This window comes from Streptomyces griseus subsp. griseus (assembly GCF_000720255.1).
Lineage (GTDB): Bacteria > Actinomycetota > Actinomycetes > Streptomycetales > Streptomycetaceae > Streptomyces > Streptomyces griseus_I.
In genome coordinates this window covers 304,322-321,529 of the sequence record NZ_JOJE01000003.1, presented here as the reverse complement: position 1 = coordinate 321,529, position 17,208 = coordinate 304,322, and the positions used below count along the sequence as shown (strand labels likewise).

Genomic DNA, 17,208 nt, shown 5'->3' with positions numbered 1-17,208 from the left:
ACGGCGGGGACCGCCTGGACGGGCGGAACCGGGGCGTCGCCACGGTTCCGCCCGTCCGGCTCCCCGCTACGGCATCCTGTCGCCGAGCAGCGCCAGGTTCTCGATGGCGGCGAGTCCGTAGAGCGCGGTGTCGTTGGTGGAGATCCAGGCGGCCTCGCTGCCCGCGACCAGGGTGGCGGGGCCGCTCAGCTTCTCCGTCCGCCAGGGAGCGGACTCCTTGTAGCCGTCGGAGTTGTAGAACTTGTCCCACGCGCGCGTGGCGAGCTTCGTGTCCCCGGTCTTTACGGCCGCGTACGCGTCGAGGCGCGAATGGCCCTGGAAGAGCAGCAGGGAACCGAAGTTGGTGCCGTAGCGCGCCGCCTGTTCCGCCTTGGTGGCGTTGAAGTAGCGGCAGTAGTCGAAGTACGCCTCGTTGAACTTCGGCATGTCGACGAGGTGGATGAGCTCGGCGCACAGCTCGTTGAGGCCGAAGACGGCGGAGAGGTGCGAGACGCTGACGACCGGCTTGTCGGCGATGGCGAACTTGCCCGTGTCGAGGTCGTAGAGCCCGGTCCCCTGCACGAATCCGTTGGGCTGGGCGGCGATGGTCTCCATGGTCGACAGGACGCGCGCCTTGGCCTTCTCCCACTTGGGGCCCTTGCGTTCCCACTCCGTGAGCCACGCCGAGACCAGGCCGCTCCAGTCCGTGCCGAAGCCGATCGACAGGGCGTGCCGGTCGGGTGTGTAGGGCTCGGTGCGGATCTTGCGGATGGGGTCGAGGACGAGGAACGTCTCGTCGGAGTCGACGTTGGCGTGCATGAGGTCGCCGACGCGTTCGTCGGCGGTGAGGAAGTAGTAGTAGCGGCGGTAGGTGGTGTTGGCGATGCGCTGCTGCTTGGCGCTGTCGGCGAAGTGCTGGACGCCGTGCCGGGTACCGAGGCCCGCCCATTTGCCCAGGTGGTAGACGTCGACCTCGCCGGTGTGCCGGGTCATGGATTCGGCGAAGCGGAAGATGTCCGCGCGGCCGCTGCGGAGGTAGGCGAACCAGAGCCACAGGTCGGGCGACAGCTCGGAGTTGTCCCAGGCGTAGCCGCCGATGTCGTACCGCCACTGATGCCTGACGGTGTCGTAGGTGTGCATGATGTCGCCGTAGTCCCAGAAGCCGTACCAGCGGCGCTGCTCCACCTGGTCCTTGTAGTAGGTGAAGAGGAAGTCGAGGTGGTCCTCGATCTTGGCCTTGGCGGGTGTGGAGCGGTCGGGCTCGGAGTAGAGGCCGGGGCCGAAGACCTTGGCCTTGATGAGCTGCTTGGGCGGGGCGGCGAGCTGGGGCAGCACACGGACGGCCTCGACCTGCTCGGCGAGCTTCTCGGGGCTCGGGGTGGACTCGTTGGCCCAGAAGAGGAGTTCGGAGGTGCGGGCGATGCCGTAGGGGGTGCCGAAGCCGGGCTCGTAGTCCTCGTAGGTGATGTTGAGGCCCTCGAGCTGCTCGGGGAAGGTGTCCTGGCCCATGCCGTCGTGGTAGAAGCGCAGGTCCATGGGCTGCGCCTCGGGCGACCAGAGCCAGAGGGTGACCTCGGCCTCGTCGGTGTGGGCGTCGCGGATGTCGAGCTGGGCGGGGTGCTTCTCCCAGAAGTCCCGCAGGCCGAAGGAGAACCCACCGCTGACACCGCCGACGTAGCCGAAGCCGGAGGCCCGCTTGCCGCCGCCGGCGCCGATCCAGCCGTACCCCTTCTTGGTGCGCTTGCGCAGGGTGAAGCCGTCGGCGGACAGCTGGGAGAGGGTGTAGTCGCCCCACTCGGGGATGTACTGGAGGCGGGTGGTGACCCGCTGGTCCCAGGTCGACGGGTCGGGCAGCTTCTCGCCGGCGTACTGGGCCGCCTGGACGGCGGCGCCCGGGTCGCGGCGCAGTCCGGTGATGCCCTTGACGGCCTCGCGCAACAGGCCGGTGCCCTCGCCGCCGATGCGGATGTGGCGGTCGTAGGACTCGTCGCGCATCGGCACGCTGAAGCGGACGCCGAGGCCGCGGATGAAGTCGCCGCTCGCCTTGCCGGGCTCCTGCTTCCCGTCGTAGGTGATGGTGTGCACCATGCGGAAGGAGTCGGCGCCCGCGTAGAAGTAGAGGCGCAGGGAGAAGGGGAGCCAGCTGCGGTTGCCCTTGCGGTGCTTGCCGTCGATGCGGACGACCGCGCGGACGGGGCCGGTCTGCTCGACGGTGACGTGGTCGATGGCGCCGTCGAAGCGCTCGGTCCTGACCGCGCCCTGGTCCTCGTCCTCGATCTCGGGCTGGCGGATCAGGACCAGTCGGCCGTTCTTCGCGATCTCGGTGGAGCCGCGCTTGACGGACTTGATGAGGGTGGCGCCGTCCTTGCCGATCCTGACCGTGATGACGCCGGTGGAGACGGTGATGGTGCCGCCGCTCTTGTCGACGGTGACCTTCTTGGCGGGCGCGGTGGGGGTGCCGGCGGTGAGGGTGAGCTTCCCGTTGCCGGAGCTGACCGCGTGCGCGGTCCACTTGAGTGAACCGTCGGGCCAGTACGCGATGGGCCAGGACTGTACGGGCACGTCCTTGCCGTCGGCGTCCGTCACCGCGAAGGTCTGGTCCTCCTGGTGGGCGCCCATCGGCCAGGGCACGCCGAGGGTGGAGCCGGGCGCGGCGCCGAGGCCGCCGTCCTCCAGCCAGTCCAGGGTCACGGGAGAGTCGTCGGCCTCGGCGGCTCTCGGCCCGGCCTGCGCGTCCTTGGTCCCTAGCGCCCAGCTGAACTGGGCGGCGGCACCGGCGACGGCGGCGGCTTTGAGGATGGACCTGCGGGGGATGGGGGACATGGCCATTCCTTTCCATGGACAGGCTGGTCAGGGGCACGACAGAGAGAGGTGCGGCGCCCAGGGCACCGACCTTGTGACGGGGGCGCCGTCCGTCAGCGGCGCCGGTAGCGCTCCTCCACGGCGACGGCCGCCGCCGCGACGGCCCCGAGGACCGGGACCGCCAGCGGCGCGACGAACCCGGCGGACAGGGCCACGACGGCCAGACCGGCGATGATCAGGAAGGACCCGGCGGGGTCGCGCAGGGTCCGCCGTGCGGCGTCGGCGAGCAGCGCGCGCCAGGAGGCGCCCGGGGCCCAGACCGCCGCCGCGCGCAGCCCGGCCACCGCGAGGCCGATCAGCGCGAAGAGCCCGACGGCCCCGACGAGCGGGCCGCCGGGGATCCCGGCCCGAGCGGCCTGCACGTCCACCCAGACCGCGGCCGCCGCGGCCCACCCGGCCACCCCGACGAGCCACCCGCGGCGCACGGCCGTACGGAAGTCCGCGACGAACTCCCGCCAGCCGCCGCCCTCATGGCTCGTGCGCCGCCGCAGATGCCGTGCGCCGGCGGCGAAGGCAGCGGGGTAGGTGACGAGGCCGAGACAGGCCACGGCGATCCACACGCCGGTGAGCAGGGCCTCGGCGAAGACCGCGAAACGCTCACCGCCGAACACCGACGCCCTGCGGGCCTTCACACGCGCTTGCGCCATGCTGACCGCCTCACTTCAGTCCGGACGTCGCCATGCCGTCGATGAGGTAGCGCTGGAAGGCCATGAAGAAGGCGATGACCGGCACCAGCGCCACCAGCGACATCGCGATCATGCTGCCGTAGTTGGAGATGCCCTCCTGGTCGCGGAACATCATCAGGCCGAGCGAGACGGTGTACTTCTCGGGAGTGTTGAGGTAGATCAACGGCCCCATGAAGTCGTTCCACGCGTTGATGAAGGTGAAGATGGCGCTGGTGATGAGCGCCGGCCGGCACAACGGCAGGACGATGGACCAGTAGGTCCGCAGATGTCCGCAGCCGTCGAGCTTGGCGGCCTCGTCCAGCTCGCGCGGCAGCCCCCGCATGAACTGCACCATCAGGAAGACGAAGAACGCCTCCGCGGCCAGGAACTTGCCCGCGACGAGCGGCACCAGCGTGTCGACGAGTTCCAGCTTGCGGAACATCACGTACTGCGGGATAAGCAGGACGTGGTACGGCAGCAGCAGCGTGCCGATCATCAGCGTGAACAGCAGGTTCCGCCCGGCGAACCGGATCTTGGCGAAGGCGTACGCGGTCAGCGAACTGGAGATCACGACCCCGGCCACGGCGAGGCCCGCGTACGTCAGCGAGTTCAGGAAGAAGCTGCTGATGGAGATGCCGGAGATGCCGTCGGCGAGGCCGGAGAAGTTCGCCCAGACCGGCTTGGCCGGCAGCAGGTCGATGCTGGCGATGATGTCCTTGCTCGGCTTGAACGCGGCACCGACGACCCAGATCACGGGGTACAGGACGACGGCCAGGACGGCGAGCGCGCCCACGTGCCAGGCGATCGATCCGGTGCGCCGCCGTTCGTTGGCGGTGCGCACGGCAGGGGTGCTGACAGTGGTCACTTGGCGGCCTCCTCGTAGTGCACCCACTTCTTCTGCGACCAGAACAGGACCGCCGTGACCAGCGCGACCGCGACCACCAGCGACCAGGCCATCGCGGAGGCGAAGCCCATCTGGGCCTCCTTGAAGCCCTTCTGGTAGAGGTAACAGGTGTAGACGAGGGTGGCGTCGGCGGGCCCGCACCGGGTGTCGGAGACGACGTAGGCGGAGCCGAACACCTGGAACGCGTGGATGGACTCCAGCAGCACGTTGAAGAAGAGCACCGGGGAGATCATCGGCAGGGTGATGTTCCAGAACCTGCGCAGGGGGCCGGCGCCGTCCACCTCGGCCGCCTCGTACAGCTCCCGCGGGACCTGCTTGAGGCCGGCCAGGAAGATGACCATCGGCGCGCCGAACTGCCAGATGCTCAGGGCCACCAGGGAGTAGAGGACGTAGTCGGGGTTGCCGATCCAGCCGCCCACGTCGACACCGAAGATCTTCTGCGTACGGTCCACGATCGCGTCGTCCGAGAACAGCGCCCGCCACACGAAGCCCACGGAGACGCTGGCGCCGATGAGCGAGGGCATGTAGAAGGCGGCCCGGTACAGGCCCTGCCCGCGCCGCTGCTGCGCGAGCAGCAGTGCGACGCCGAGCGCGAGCAGCAGCTTCAGCGGAGTGGCCACGACGACGTACTTGAGCGTGACCTCCACCGACTTCTGCCAGCGCGGGTCCTGGAACATCGTGGTGAAGTTGTCGAAGCCGACCCACTCGGGCGGCGTGAACAGGTTGTACCGGGTGAACGCGTAGTACAGCGACGCGATCATCGGCCCCGCCGTGAGCAGCAGGAATCCCGCGATCCACGGCGACATGAACAGGTAGCCGGCGAGGTTCTCGCGGCGCCGCCCGCGCCGCCCGGCGACGGGAGCGGCGGACCGCTTCCCGGCCGGGCGCGCGGGCGCTTCCTTGACGAGCGTCATGGTGGTACGTCCCCTCAGCCCGCGAACGCGGCCTTGGCCTCGCTGAACAGCGCCTTGGCGGCGTCGGCCGGCTTGGTCTTGCCCTGGGTGACCTCACCGCCGAGACGCAGGAACGCCGCCTCGATGACATCGGCGCCGGACGGGTGCGGGGTGATCTTCCCGAGCACACCGGCCTTGGCGACCTCGTCCTCGTAGGCCGCGACACCCTTGTTGTTGGGGTCGGTGGGCTTGAACGCGTCGTACTGCTCGGTGGTGGCGAGGATGCCGCGGTCGTAGCCCATGATCTTGCCGACCTCGGGGTCGTGGACCATGAAGGAGATGAACTGGGCGGCTTCCTTGGGGTGCTTGGTCCCGGCGAAGGCGCTCAGCATCAGCGAGCCGAGGTACTGGCCGGTCTGCTTGCCGTCCGTGGTGGGGATCGGCGCGAGCCCGTAGTCCGACTCGCCCTCGCCCTCGTAGCGGATGGAGAAGTTGTCCCAGGTGAACTCGGAGGCGGCGAGGCCTGCCGAGAGCCCGGACTTGGGCTTGACCTGCTCGATCTTCTTCGGGTCGGCGATGAGCCCGGACTTCACGCGCTTGTAGCCGTCCGCCCACCACTGCGTCAGGTCGTCCTCGGTGAAGCCGAGATCGGACTCGGTGAAGAACGCCTTGCCGTTCTGCCGCAGGTACAGGTCGTAGAGGTACATGATGCTGCAGTAGCCGGTGTCACCGGCGATCTTCAGCTTGTCCTGGATGGTCTGGAGCGCGTCGAAATACTCGTCCCAGGTCCAGCCGAACTTCGCCTCGACGCCCGCCTTCTTGAAGGCCTTGAGGTCGATGACCAGCGCCATGGTGTTGGCGCCGACCGGGACGGCGATCTGCTTGCCGTCGACCTGACCGTTGGCCAGAACGCCGTTGCGGAAGTTGTCCAGGTTCAGATTCCCGGCGTCCGCCTGCGGCTTGAGGTCCAGCAGGACACCGCGCTTGTCGTACTTGCGCAGGAAGCCGACCGCATTCTGGAAAACGTCCGGCGGATTCCCGCCGGAGGCCTGGGTCTGGAACTTCTCCCAGAACGCCTCGTAGTCGGTGAATTCAGGCTTGATCTTGATCTTCGGGTACTTCTTCTCGAAGAGCGCGATCGTCTTCTTGATGGCGATGGTGCGCGGCTCACCGCCCCACCACGCGTAACGCAGTGTCACCGTTCCGTCTCCGGAACCGCCACTGTCCCCACCGCACCCCGTCGTCGCGGCCAGCCCGAGCGTGGCCGCCGTGGCACTGGCCGCCTTCAGGATCGTACGCCTCTCAACTTTCCTGCTGGTTCCCACAGTCGGACCCTCCCCGCAGCGTTGCCGCCTGCATGAATCGTTTCAAGTAAGCGCTTGCTGGCACAAGTTACGGAGGGCTCGAGGGTGCGTCAATGATTCGGACAGGAATTTCTTGGACGCTGGGTGGGCGACTTGACGGGGCGCCAGGGAGGGGCGCCTCGACCGGCGGGCCAATGCCGCAGGTGAAGGGAGTGCGACCGGTGGGTCGAACGCGGGGGCGGCCGGTGAAGGATCTCGCCTTACGGCCGAAAGTCGCCTGCCGGATGGGGACTTGGGGGCCGGTGGGGCGAACGGTGACGGGGGTGTGGATGAGGTGTCTGGGGTGGCAGAGGCGGCTGGGGTGCGGCCGTCCGAGGCCGCGCCTCGACCGCCGACCTCCGCCGGGCGTCGCGTGGAGCGCGGTGACACTGAGCCCGGGAACCCGGTGCGCGGCGCGGTGGGAGGGAGCTGTCGGCGACGCTCTGGACGCGCCGGCCCGGGCCTCGGGGGGCGCGACTCGACTGCGGGACGGGACCGGTCGGCCCAGGCCCAGATCGCGACGGGGCCGCCGCCGGCCGCGGTCGGCTTGACCGCAGGCCGCGCCCAGCACCCCGAGCGCAACGTCTACCCATCTTCTCCGCCGCGCCGTGAGCCCGCGGGCGGCAACGCCCCGGCGTCGCTCTCGCACACGGCGGGTGCACCTGGCCCAGGCCTCGGCGGCAACCGGCGGGGGAAAGCCCGAACGCGCCACCGTGCTCGCACCGGCGTCCGTCCCGATCAGCGACCGCTCCACCGCCGCATACGGGCACCTGCTCCGCTCGTGCAAACGACACCGGCCCACCTGCTGTCTCGCAGGTGGGCCGGTGTTCCGGGTGGGCGATACTGGGTTCGAACCAGTGACCTCTTCGGTGTGAACGAAGCGCTCTCCCACTGAGCTAATCGCCCGGACGCAGGAAGAACATTACCCCATGTCAGGCGGTGGCCGTGACCACGGCAGACCAGCGACGAACGGCCCCCGCGCCCGGCCGGCGGATCACTGGTCCTTGATCTTCCAGGGCATCACGAGGCCGAACTTCCAGAGGTAGAACCCGATGATGGCGGCGATGATCACGAGCCCGATCGCGGTCAGTGTGATGTTGCGGCGCCGCACCTTGGGGTCGAGGGCCCGCTGGGCGGCCTCGGTGACCTTGCGCTTGGTCCAGCGGAGCACCAGCTGGGCCCAGACGAACTCGGTCGCCCAGATCGCCATGCCGCCGAAGATCACGATCCAGCCAGGCCCGGGCAGTGGCAGCATGATGATGCCGGCGACGACCACCGCGAGCCCGATGACGAAGACGCCGACCTGCCAGCTGAGGTGCAGCATGCGGCGTGCCTTGATGAACTCGGGCGCGCGGGAGCCGAGCCCCTGCTCGCCCTCGTGTGCCGCCCCGTCGGTCTTCGTCTCGTCCGCCGCCACGACCACCTCGCCCGGCCCATTACTCCCCGTGTTCATACACCCAAACCCTACCGGAGAGAAACCGGTCACTGAAATGGCGGTACCGAGGGCACGAACCCTCGGCCGGAAGAGTTACGTAAACACACGCAAAACACTCAGAGGGGTTTACAACGGCACCGTAGGTGGCATGTCGATTTCGCCGACGTGCGAATCCCCGAGCGCACACTGAGCGAAAGGCCCTGGCGCTTATGAACACCACGGTCAGCTGCGAGCTGCACCTGCGCCTCGTTGTGTCGAGCGAGTCCTCCCTGCCTGTCCCCGCAGGCCTGCGGTACGACACGGCCGACCCCTACGCCGTGCACGCCACCTTCCACACCGGAGCCGAGGAGACCGTCGAGTGGGTGTTCGCCCGCGACCTCCTCGCCGAAGGCCTCCACCGACCCACCGGCACCGGCGACGTCCGCGTCTGGCCGTCGCGCAGTCATGGCCAGGGCGTCGTGTGCATCGCCCTGAGCTCCCCCGAGGGCGAGGCCCTCCTGGAGGCCCCGGCGCGGGCCCTGGAGTCGTTTCTGAAGCGGACGGACGCCGCCGTGCCCCCCGGCACGGAGCACCGGCACTTCGATCTGGATCAGGAGCTCTCGCACATCCTGGCGGAAAGCTAGGCCGAGCCCTCTCTGAGCCGCCCGGCGCCGTCCACTCGGGGAGACGGCTCGGGCCAGGACAACCGCATACGGCATGCGCAGGCGCCGTCACCGTGAGACACCGGGTGACGGCGCCTGGCGTTCGGGCGGACCGGGGATCCGCCGGAAGGGTGATCCGCGCGCGAAGCCATTACCATCGGCCAGCATCGGCGGGCGCCCGCCCGACCCTCACGCCAGGGAGCGAAACGTGCTGATCACCCACGACACCCGGTGCGCGCTCGACGCCGTGGTGGATCTGGTGAACACCGCCCCGGAGGACGACGCGACCCCGGAGGGGCTGCCGGATGTCGACGCCCTCACGGAGTTCGTACGAAACCACGACATCAGCGACGTCGGGGTGCTCTCCGAGTTCGACCTCTCGGCGGTGCGCAAGATCCGCGGGCGGTTCGCCACGGTCTTCGCGGCCCCGGAGCCCCGGAGCGCGGCCGCGGTGATCAACGAGCTGATCGCCGCCGCGGGCACCACCCCCCGGCTCACGGACCACGACGGTTACGACTGGCATGTGCACTACTTCGCGCCCGGTGCGTCGGTCGCCGACCACCTGGCGGCCGACTGCGGGATGGCGCTGGCCTTCTTCGTGGTGGCCGGCGAGCAGGAACGACTGCGGCGCTGCGAGGCCCCCGACTGCCGACGGGCCTTCGTCGACCTCTCGCGCAACCGCTCACGCCGGTACTGCGACAGCCGCACCTGCGGCAACCGGCTGCACGTGGCCGCCTACCGGGCGAGACGCAAGGAGGCGGCGGGGTGAGCCGTCACTTCGGGCGATGACCATGGTCCGGAGGGTCTTCCTGAGGTCTGAGGTGGACGCGGCCCCGGCGGGTGGCGCCGGGGACCGCGGGTAGGGCTCACAGCAACAGCAGATCGTGCAGCGAAGCGATGAGCAGCAGACACCCGATCACCGCAAGGAAGATCATCAGCGGTGGCTGGGAAAGGGCGAAAAGGCATCCGCGAGGCTCGTCCTGAGGCGGCGCGGCATCGCTCTGTGTCGTGTCCAGCATCTCGCGGCGATGATGGCGCAGGTGACGGGGCCGACGCGATCCGGACCCCCGAATGAACGCGAGTGAGCCGGAAACCGCGCGTCGACTGTCTGGCCGAGATCATTTCCGCACGGGTCAGGGCGTTCTGTGTCGTTTCAGCGGTCGTGCGACCGTCATATGCCGTGCTTCTTCAGAATGGCCTCGATGTCGCTGAAGTCGTCCGCCGAGTCGCCGCGAGGTGCGGTGGCGGGCCTGGCGGCCGGGCGGGAACCCTGCCCCAGGGAGGGAGCGGAGGCCGTCGGGGCCACCGCATCGCCGCGGGCCTCGGCCCGGGCGGTCCTGCGCTCCCGGCGTGTCCCGCCGCGGCGGCGCTCCACTGCCCGGGTGGTCGTGAAGAGCACCCAGGCCCCGCCGAGCACCACGAATCCGGCCCACGCCGTGGGGCTGAAGGCCGTTTCGGCGACCCACTCGACGGCACCGGTCATCACCAGGCCGAGCGGCACGAGGGCGTAGGCCGCGATACGAGCGGCCGTGAGGAAACGCTTGCGCCAGGCCGTGACCACCGCGATGCCCAGGCCGGCGGCGGAGACGGCGGAACAGACGGTCTCGGCAATCATCCGGTCCTCCAGGCGGGCGCGGTTCGGGCAGGCGTCGTTTCGTCCCTTCCATCCTGCACCTCCCGCGCCCCGGCGGGCCATGCTGCGGCCTGACATCAGGGAGATCTCCGGGTCGGCTCCTCCGCAGGTGCCACGGGGTCGTACGCCCCCGACGCCCCCTCGGGGCACCCGGGAGATCATCGTGCGTGGTCCCGGTGACGCCGTCCCGGCCCGGGTCGGGGTGGCCGGGCGGGGCTGGGAGACTGTGGTCATGAGCGACTCCCCCGCATCCGCATCCGAACCCGCACGTCCTACCGCCGTCCTCGACGTCTGGTGCGAACTCCAGTGCCCGGACTGCCGTGGCGCCCTGGCCGACCTCCGCGCGCTGCGTGAGCGCTACGGCGACCGCCTGGAGCTGCGGCTGCGGCACTTTCCCCTGGAGAAGCACAAGCACGCCTTCGCCGCGGCGCAGGCCGCCGAGGAGGCCGCGGAGCAGGGCAAGGGGTGGTCGTACGTGGAGGCGGTGCTCGACCGGGTGGAGGAGCTGGACCGTCAGGGGGAACCCCTCCTGGTCGAGGTGGCCCGGGAACTGGGCCTCGACGCGGAGGAGTTGGACACCGCGCTGATCGACGGGCGGCACATCCTGATCGTGGACGCCGACCAGGCCGAGGGCAAGGCGATCGGCGTGACCGGTACGCCGACGTACGTCATCGACGGTGAGCGTCTCGACGGCGGCAAGAGCCAGGAGGGCCTGCGCGAGCGCATCGAGCGGATCGCGGACCGGCTGCTCGCCGAACAGGAGTGAGACGGCCCCGGCGACCGTCCACCCGATGGCCTCGGCCTCGACGCGCTCAGGAGCTCACGAGCTCACGAGCTCACGAGTCAGCGTCACAGGAGGTCCTTGTACATCGAGTACGCGACCGGGACGTAGCCGAGGGACTCGTAGAGCCGCTCGGCCGGGGTGTTGCCCGCGAAGACGTTCAGGCCGACGACCCGCTTGCCGGCGGCCAGGGCCTGGGCCTCGGCGAGCAGCATGAGGGTGCGGCCGTGGCCGCGGCCGCGGAACGGCTCGTCGGTCTCGACGTCGTAGACGAAGGCCCGGTCCTGCTGAAAGGACATCCAGAGGGTGCCCACCCGCGTGCCCTCGTGCTCCAGGACGCTGAAGGTCAGGCCCTCCGTCGCCAGACCCCGCGGCAGCAGCTGTTCGTGGTCCCGTCGCGACTTGGCCCACGCCTCGTCCTCGGGGACGCCGCGTTCTGCCCAGTCCCGGGCGTAGTCCGCGAGCGCCTTGTCGTACCACCGCACGTACTCGGCCTCCGTCAGCGGCCGGGCCCTGCTGCCCGGGGGAAGTTCCGGGGCGGTGGCGCCGAGGGGCTTCTCCATGCCGCGGTTTCGGTGGACGTAGCCGAGGGCCGTCGCCAGCCGCAGGGCGGGCCCGGCGTCGGCGGGCACCCTGAGCTCGATGCGCTTGCAGCCCCAGCCCCGCGCCACCTCCTCGGCGGCGAGTGCGGCCACGGTGCCCCGGCCGCGTCGGCGGTCGGGCTCCTCGACGCGCAGATCGTCGATCCGGGCGACGGTCGGACCGAAGGCGGGCGAGGTCGAGAGGTGTATCGCTCCGACGGGACGGCTGTTCACGCACACCTGGTAGTGGCGGGACAGCGCCCCGTCGGCGGCACGCTGAAGCGGCTCGGTCGGCCGCAGGGTCGTGGTCATCAGGGGTGTTCTACCCGCCGCGCAGACCCGCGTCAGCCTCTTTTTCCCGGCTCTTAACCGACCTGCGGGATTCACGGGTCCGCAGGTCTCGCTTCTTCCCGGTCCTGCGGGCCTCGCTGCTTCCGGCCCCTACGGGTCCAGGTCGTTGCCCGACCGCTCGTCGAAGATCCGCATGGCCTTGGCGGTCACCGGGCCCGGCGCGCCGGGGAGTTCGCGGTCGTCGACGCGGTGCACGGCCTGAATGTCGCGCAGGGTGGACGTGAGGAAGACCTCCTCGGCCCGCTCCAGCACGTCGAGCGGCAGGTCGGTCTCGCGGGCTCCGGTCCACTCGACGGCCAGGGCGCGCGTGATGCCCGCGAGGCAGCCGGAGGCGAGCGGCGGGGTGTGGATCTCGCCGTCGAGGACGACGAAGACGTTCGACCCCGTGCCCTCGCAGAGCTGTCCGACGGTGTTGGCGAACAGGGCCTCGGTGGCGCCGTGTTGGTGCGCGCGGGCGAGGGCGACGACGTTCTCCGCGTAGGAGGTGGTCTTCAGGCCGGTGAGGGCGCCGCGCTCGTTGCGGGTCCAGGGGACCGTGATCACGGTCGTGGCGTCGGGACGGCGGGTGGTCTCGCCGAGGGCCACCACGAGTGTGGGGCCCCGCTCGCCGCGGTCGGAGCCGAGCGGGCCGTAGCCGCCGGTGTAGGTGATGCGCAGCCGGCCGAGCGGCATCGGGTTGGCCTCGAGGACGGCGGCGCAGGCGCGGCGGATCTCGTCGAGGTCCGGGTCGGGCAGGCCGAGGCCGCGTGCGGAGCGGGTGAGCCGGTCGAGGTGGCGGGTGAGCGCGAAGGGCCTCCCGTCGGTCGCCTTCACCGTCTCGAAGATGCCGTCGCCCACGGTCAGCCCGTGGTCGAAGACGGAGACGCGGGCGGAATCGATGTCCCGCAGCCCGCCGTCGAGCCAAAGCTTCACTGTTCTCCACCTCGCATGGATGTACTGGGCACCTGCGGTCGGCCGGGGGTCCGGCCCGCGGCGGAGCCGCTGTGGATCACAACGCCCCCGGGTCGGCTCAGCACGTCGGTCCCTCTTCACTCACCTCGTACGTTCCCGACGCTACCGCGAGCAGCCGCGACGCCTTCAGCTCGGTCTCGCGCCACTCCCCCTCGGGGTCCGAACCCCAGGTGATACCGGCGCCGGTCCCGAAGCGGAGCATCCCCTCGTCCCGGTCGATCCAGAAGGTGCGGATGCCGACGGCCAGCTCTCCGGCGCCCCGGTCGGCGTCGACCCATCCGATGCCCCCGCAGTACGGGCCCCGGGGCGCCGTCTCCAACGTGTCGAGGATCCGCAGCGCGCTCGACTTGGGGGCACCGGTGACCGAGCCGGGCGGGAAGGCGGCGGCGATCAGCTCGGGCCAGCCCGCGCCGTCGCGCAGTTCGCCGCGGACCGTCGAGACGAGGTGGACGAGACCTGGGTGCTTCTCGACGACACAGAGGTCCGGGACGCTCACGCTGCCGGTGGCGCAGACCCGCCCGATGTCGTTGCGGACGAGGTCCACGATCATCACGTTCTCGGCGTAGTCCTTCTCCAGCAGGTCCGCCTCGGTGCGTCCAGTGCCCTTGATGGGGCCGGATTCAATGGTCCGGCCGTAGCGGCGCAGGAAGAGTTCGGGGGAGGCGGTGGCCGCCTCTACCCCGTGACCGGGCAGCCGAATCGTTCCTGCATACGGTGCCGGGTTGCCGCGGGCCAGCAGGGCGGTGAGGTCGTCCACGTCGGCGTCGGGGTGGACCGGTGCCGACAGGATTCGGCAGAGGTTGGCCTGGTAGACCTCGCCCCTCGCGATGTGCTCGCGGATGCGCCGCACGCCCGCCGTGTACGCGGCGCGGTCGAGGGACGACGTCCAGTCGTCGACCCGCGGTCCGCGCCACCGCCCAGGCACCGGCGTGGGCACGGGCTCCTCCTGTACGTCCCGGAAGCGGGCGCAGGTCAGACGGCCCCCGTAGTCCGCGCAGACCGCCCAGAAGCCGGTCGAGTCGAGGGCCGCGGGGTCGCTGGTGACGTCGAGGAGACCGGTGGCGACACGGCCGCCGAAGCGGGCGAGGGGAGGGAGCTGGGGCACGGTGCCGAGTCTAGGGCGGGTGTCCGAAGGGTGACCCCGGGATGGCCACCGGGCACCGTTTCTGCTGGACTCGGGGCACTGATGGGACGCGGTCCTGGTGCGCCGACCTCGTCATGACCAGGACGTAACGCAGCACGCTGCGCAAACGCGTTTTTGTGCTGGCCCAGGAATCCGCTAGAGTTCAACACGTCGCCGGGCCGCGGGAGCGGACCGAAACGACAGGCGGACGTAGCTCAGTTGGTAGAGCGCAACCTTGCCAAGGTTGAGGTCGCGAGTTCGAACCTCGTCGTCCGCTCGAAGGAAGTGGGGATCTTCCCGGTTCCCTACACTCCTGGTGGAGTGGCCGAGAGGCGAGGCAACGGCCTGCAAAGCCGTCTACACGGGTTCAAATCCCGTCTCCACCTCCAAGGACGATTAGCTCAGCGGGAGAGCGCTTCCCTGACACGGAAGAGGTCACTGGTTCAATCCCAGTATCGTCCACTGGAGCCACAGAGCTTCGACCCGCGCGATTAGCTCAGCGGGAGAGCGCTTCCCTGACACGGAAGAGGTCACTGGTTCAATCCCAGTATCGCGCACGCAGTCCCGAGGACGATTAGCTCAGCGGGAGAGCGCTTCCCTGACACGGAAGAGGTCACTGGTTCAATCCCAGTATCGTCCACATACGAAGCCCCCAGCCTTGCGGCTGGGGGCTTCTGCGTGTGTCGGTCAGCTGGAGAACAGCATGTGCCCGAAGCTCTTGTGGCGGTGATGGCCGTAGTGCCCACCGTGTCCGCCATGGCCGCCGTGCGGGGCACCCCACGCGGGGGCCTGCGGGGCGGCCGGATACGCCTGCGGGGCGGCCGGGGGCGGGGGCCCGGGCTGCGACCACTGGGATTCGAGGCGGGTGAGCGCCTCCAGCTCACCGTAGTCGAGGAAGATTCCCCGGCAGTTGCTGCACTGCTCGATCTGTACGCCGTTGCGGTTGTACGTGTGCATGGGCGCATGGCACTTCGGACACTGCATGGTCGGCTCAACTCCTCGCCGGTCGGTCCTGCTTCGCACGTCGCCAGGACAGACTCTGTCCGGCTGCGATCGGTTGCACCCTACTTCGCTGGGTTCGATGCCAACTGCACCGGGACGGGACACATTCGGGAACATGCGTCCACGAGCGACTGCTCGACCTCGTCCAGCGGCCGGTCCTGAGCGATCGCCTTGGTCAGGGCACGGGCCGCGGTCTGCACGGTGAGGGCCCGCGCCGGGACGTCCAGGACGGGCCAGGGGTCGCCGTCGGCGGGCACGGCCGGGCCGCGCGCCTCGCGGTAGGCCGTCAGGAAGCGGGTCCACTCCTCGGGCGGGAGCAGTCCACAGGCGTACCAGGCCGCGGGCCGCGCGAGGTCCCAGGCCGGGGTGCCCACGCCCAGGTCGTCGACGTCGATGAGGTGCCAGGGCCCGTCGGGCGCGGGATGGCGGACGAGCTGACCCAGGTGGAGGTCGCCGTGGCAGAGGGTGGACGTGTCGGGCATGGGGGCCTCCGCCCGGGCCCAGGCCGGCAGCAGGCGCCAGGCGCGGAGGATCGGCAGGGCGGCGGGGTGGTCGCCGGTTCCGCCGAGGCGGACCACGGCGAGGGCCGCCTTGACCGGGCCCCGCATCGGAGGAAGCGAGGCCGGGGCGGGCGTGCGGTGCAGGCGGGCGAGCAGGCTGCCCGCGGCTTCCCAGGGGGCGGCGTCCGGATCCACGGGGTCCACCGGGACGCCGTACGGCCAGAAGGTGACCAGGCGGCCGTGGAGGAGGGTGGGGGCGGGGGCGAGTGGCGGCAGGAACACGTCCGGGAGCCGGGCGGCCGTGGTGAGGCGGAGGGCCAGGTCGGTGGGGCTCGTGTCCGGGGCGTGCGCCTTGGCGACGGTGTCCCCGTGGCGAATCACAGTGGCGTCGGTGCGGTCCGCGAGGGTGTCGGTCCCGCAATCGCACTGGTCGAGGGCGGGGTGAGCGGTGCTGCGCACGCGGGCGGTGAGGGCCGGGAGCAGGGGGGCGAGGGGCATGGGGCTCCCTTGGCGGCGGGTGCGGTAGGTCCGGGGACGGGTGTTTTCAAAAACGGGGCTCCGTGGGCCGCGACCCGTGGGCCGGTGCGTGTGGGCCGGTGCGTGCGGGCCGGAGGCTCATGGGGGCGTGTGGGCCGGAGGCGTGGCGGCGGGCCCGCTGATGAGGGTACGGGCAGTGGTGGGGCGCCGGGCGGCTTCGAGGGCCCGTGGGCGGGAGAGTACGCGGGTTCTGGTGCCTCGGCGCGCGGCGCTGTCGTTGGGGGAAAAGCAATGCCGGCGCAGCTCCCCAGCTGCGCCGGCATTTTTTGCCGTCCGCCGCACCCCCGTCCCCACGGGGTTTCATGGATGGATGTCCCCGCCCGGACCGCTCTTCCGGGCCTGGGGTCGCCGCTCAGCGCCCCAGCATCACACCCACGGACGACGCCTGTGTGGCCACCGCCTCCCACCCGTCGAAGACGAAGAGGAGGAGGGCCGCCAGGGGAAGGGCCATGAGTGTCGCCACCAGCGGGTGGCGACGGCCCGTGCGGCGGGGTCGCGTGGTGCGTCCCTCGGGGCGGATCATCGTCCGCGGTGCCGTGTGGGCCATGGTCCCTCTCCTGACCGTTCTTGCGTTGTGGTTGGCAGCGGCGAGTGTCTGACCTCGGGGGACGAGTGCTGCACCCGCCGCTTGACCTCAAATCTAGGCTCGGCGGGCTCCCGGGTCGTCATGCCCTCGTACCGATTGCCGGGCCTCCCCGAGGATGAGCCATGACCTGCGGAGTACTCCTCTGGGTGGAGACGGGGGCCCATGTCTCGGGGTCTTCCCGGAGGGGGTGTCCGCTCCGGCCTGCTTTTTCCGAGCTGTCCTCGCGGGGTACCGGCTGCTCGACCAGGTGACTTCGCTCACTTCCACGGCCCCTTCGCGGGCCGCCGTCTCCACTCGGCGGCCCGCCCGGCGCGCCACCCTCTCAGAGGTGCCGGTCGTGTCCCCCGCGTCCACGACCATCTCCACGCGGTCGCCCTTCACGCGTCCAATCCGCCTTATTCGACGGGTGGTTGGAACGACGTACTGGGCGAAGTCTCCCGG

17 protein-coding genes, 6 tRNA genes and 1 pseudogene are annotated in these 17,208 nt (G+C 70.3%); 8 read left to right on the top strand and 16 right to left on the bottom strand.

The genetic code is table 11. The features are described from left to right. Positions 1 to 66 precede the first annotated feature (66 nt). From IG99_RS06490 to IG99_RS06460, 7 genes are all read right to left on the bottom strand, one after another. The gene (locus tag IG99_RS06490) at positions 67 to 2,802 is read right to left on the bottom strand and encodes an exo-rhamnogalacturonan lyase family protein (RefSeq protein ID WP_037670710.1); all 2,736 of its coding nucleotides are present in this window, start codon (positions 2,800 to 2,802) and stop codon (positions 67 to 69) included. 92 nt (positions 2,803 to 2,894) lie between these two features. Continuing rightward, positions 2,895 to 3,488, bottom strand: coding sequence for a hypothetical protein (locus IG99_RS06485; RefSeq protein ID WP_199815460.1), 594 nt, complete (start codon positions 3,486 to 3,488; stop codon positions 2,895 to 2,897). Between the two features lie 10 nt (positions 3,489 to 3,498). Next, entirely contained in the window at positions 3,499 to 4,371 is an 873-nt protein-coding gene (locus IG99_RS06480; RefSeq protein ID WP_037670706.1) for a carbohydrate ABC transporter permease, read from the bottom strand. Further along, complete coding sequence (locus tag IG99_RS06475) at positions 4,368 to 5,324, bottom strand: carbohydrate ABC transporter permease (RefSeq protein WP_037670699.1); 957 nt, start codon at positions 5,322 to 5,324, stop codon at positions 4,368 to 4,370. Before IG99_RS06475 ends, IG99_RS06480 begins: the two co-directional genes overlap by 4 nt. Positions 5,325 to 5,338: 14 nt before the next feature. Continuing rightward, the gene (locus tag IG99_RS06470; RefSeq protein ID WP_037670698.1) at positions 5,339 to 6,628 is read right to left on the bottom strand and encodes an extracellular solute-binding protein; all 1,290 of its coding nucleotides are present in this window, start codon (positions 6,626 to 6,628) and stop codon (positions 5,339 to 5,341) included. 852 nt (positions 6,629 to 7,480) lie between these two features. Beyond that, positions 7,481 to 7,552 (bottom strand) — tRNA-Val (locus IG99_RS06465). Positions 7,553 to 7,640: 88 nt separating this feature from the next. Then, positions 7,641 to 8,099 carry a TIGR02611 family protein gene (locus IG99_RS06460; protein WP_037670697.1) on the bottom strand — a complete coding sequence of 153 codons (459 nt, stop codon included), beginning with the start codon at positions 8,097 to 8,099 and terminating at the stop codon, positions 7,641 to 7,643. Positions 8,100 to 8,290: 191 nt separating this feature from the next. Between IG99_RS06460 and IG99_RS06455 the strand changes: the two genes are divergently transcribed. Together IG99_RS06455 and IG99_RS06450 are read left to right on the top strand one after the other, a co-directional pair. Further along, on the top strand, positions 8,291 to 8,704 hold the full coding sequence (locus IG99_RS06455) for an SsgA family sporulation/cell division regulator (protein ID WP_004002642.1): 414 nt from the start codon (positions 8,291 to 8,293) through the stop codon (positions 8,702 to 8,704). Between the two features lie 226 nt (positions 8,705 to 8,930). Beyond that, complete coding sequence (locus IG99_RS06450) at positions 8,931 to 9,491, top strand: CGNR zinc finger domain-containing protein (RefSeq protein WP_037670695.1); 561 nt, start codon at positions 8,931 to 8,933, stop codon at positions 9,489 to 9,491. 97 nt (positions 9,492 to 9,588) lie between these two features. Here the strand turns inward: IG99_RS06450 and IG99_RS49510 are convergent, their stop codons facing one another. Further along, entirely contained in the window at positions 9,589 to 9,741 is a 153-nt protein-coding gene (locus IG99_RS49510) for a hypothetical protein (RefSeq protein ID WP_166662397.1), read from the bottom strand. A 152-nt stretch (positions 9,742 to 9,893) separates the two neighbouring features. Continuing rightward, positions 9,894 to 10,337 (bottom strand): hypothetical protein, encoded by a 444-nt coding sequence (locus IG99_RS06445; protein WP_037670694.1) that lies wholly within the window; start codon positions 10,335 to 10,337, stop codon positions 9,894 to 9,896. Positions 10,338 to 10,587: 250 nt separating this feature from the next. On the opposite strand from IG99_RS06445, the gene IG99_RS06440 reads away from it, so the two are divergent. Continuing rightward, entirely contained in the window at positions 10,588 to 11,121 is a 534-nt protein-coding gene (locus IG99_RS06440) for a DsbA family protein (RefSeq protein WP_037670990.1), read from the top strand. Positions 11,122 to 11,204: 83 nt separating this feature from the next. On the opposite strand, the gene IG99_RS06435 is transcribed toward IG99_RS06440, so the two are convergent. The 3 genes from IG99_RS06435 to IG99_RS06425 all read right to left on the bottom strand — a co-directional run bounded on the left by IG99_RS06435 (position 11,205) and on the right by IG99_RS06425 (position 14,124). Continuing rightward, positions 11,205 to 12,029, bottom strand: a complete 825-nt coding sequence (locus IG99_RS06435; protein WP_199815459.1) for a GNAT family N-acetyltransferase — start codon at positions 12,027 to 12,029, stop codon at positions 11,205 to 11,207. 129 nt (positions 12,030 to 12,158) lie between these two features. Next, on the bottom strand, positions 12,159 to 12,980 hold the full coding sequence (locus IG99_RS06430; RefSeq protein ID WP_037670692.1) for an aminotransferase class IV: 822 nt from the start codon (positions 12,978 to 12,980) through the stop codon (positions 12,159 to 12,161). Positions 12,981 to 13,077: 97 nt separating this feature from the next. Continuing rightward, positions 13,078 to 14,124 (bottom strand): chorismate-binding protein, encoded by a 1,047-nt coding sequence (locus tag IG99_RS06425; RefSeq protein WP_037670691.1) that lies wholly within the window; start codon positions 14,122 to 14,124, stop codon positions 13,078 to 13,080. Positions 14,125 to 14,346: 222 nt separating this feature from the next. On the opposite strand from IG99_RS06425, the gene IG99_RS06420 reads away from it, so the two are divergent. From IG99_RS06420 to IG99_RS06400, 5 genes are all read left to right on the top strand, one after another. Further along, positions 14,347 to 14,419 (top strand) — tRNA-Gly (locus IG99_RS06420). Between the two features lie 38 nt (positions 14,420 to 14,457). After that, positions 14,458 to 14,531: transfer RNA gene (locus IG99_RS06415), tRNA-Cys, on the top strand. A 1-nt stretch (position 14,532) separates the two neighbouring features. Continuing rightward, positions 14,533 to 14,604 (top strand) — tRNA-Val (locus tag IG99_RS06410). A gap of 23 nt (positions 14,605 to 14,627) precedes the next feature. After that, positions 14,628 to 14,699 (top strand) — tRNA-Val (locus IG99_RS06405). 11 nt (positions 14,700 to 14,710) lie between these two features. Further along, a tRNA-Val gene (locus IG99_RS06400) sits at positions 14,711 to 14,782 on the top strand. Between the two features lie 47 nt (positions 14,783 to 14,829). Here the strand turns inward: IG99_RS06400 and IG99_RS06395 are convergent. The 4 genes and pseudogenes from IG99_RS06395 to IG99_RS50110 all read right to left on the bottom strand — a co-directional run. Beyond that, entirely contained in the window at positions 14,830 to 15,126 is a 297-nt protein-coding gene (locus IG99_RS06395) for a TFIIB-type zinc ribbon-containing protein (protein WP_078947559.1), read from the bottom strand. An 80-nt stretch (positions 15,127 to 15,206) separates the two neighbouring features. Then, entirely contained in the window at positions 15,207 to 16,142 is a 936-nt protein-coding gene (locus IG99_RS06390) for a phosphotransferase family protein (protein WP_037670685.1), read from the bottom strand. A gap of 391 nt (positions 16,143 to 16,533) precedes the next feature. Then, positions 16,534 to 16,728, bottom strand: a complete 195-nt coding sequence (locus IG99_RS06385) for a hypothetical protein (protein ID WP_037670683.1) — start codon at positions 16,726 to 16,728, stop codon at positions 16,534 to 16,536. Positions 16,729 to 16,930: 202 nt separating this feature from the next. Beyond that, positions 16,931 to 17,148: pseudogene (locus IG99_RS50110) on the bottom strand (hypothetical protein); the annotation flags it as partial. Between the last annotated feature and the right edge of the window lie 60 nt (positions 17,149 to 17,208).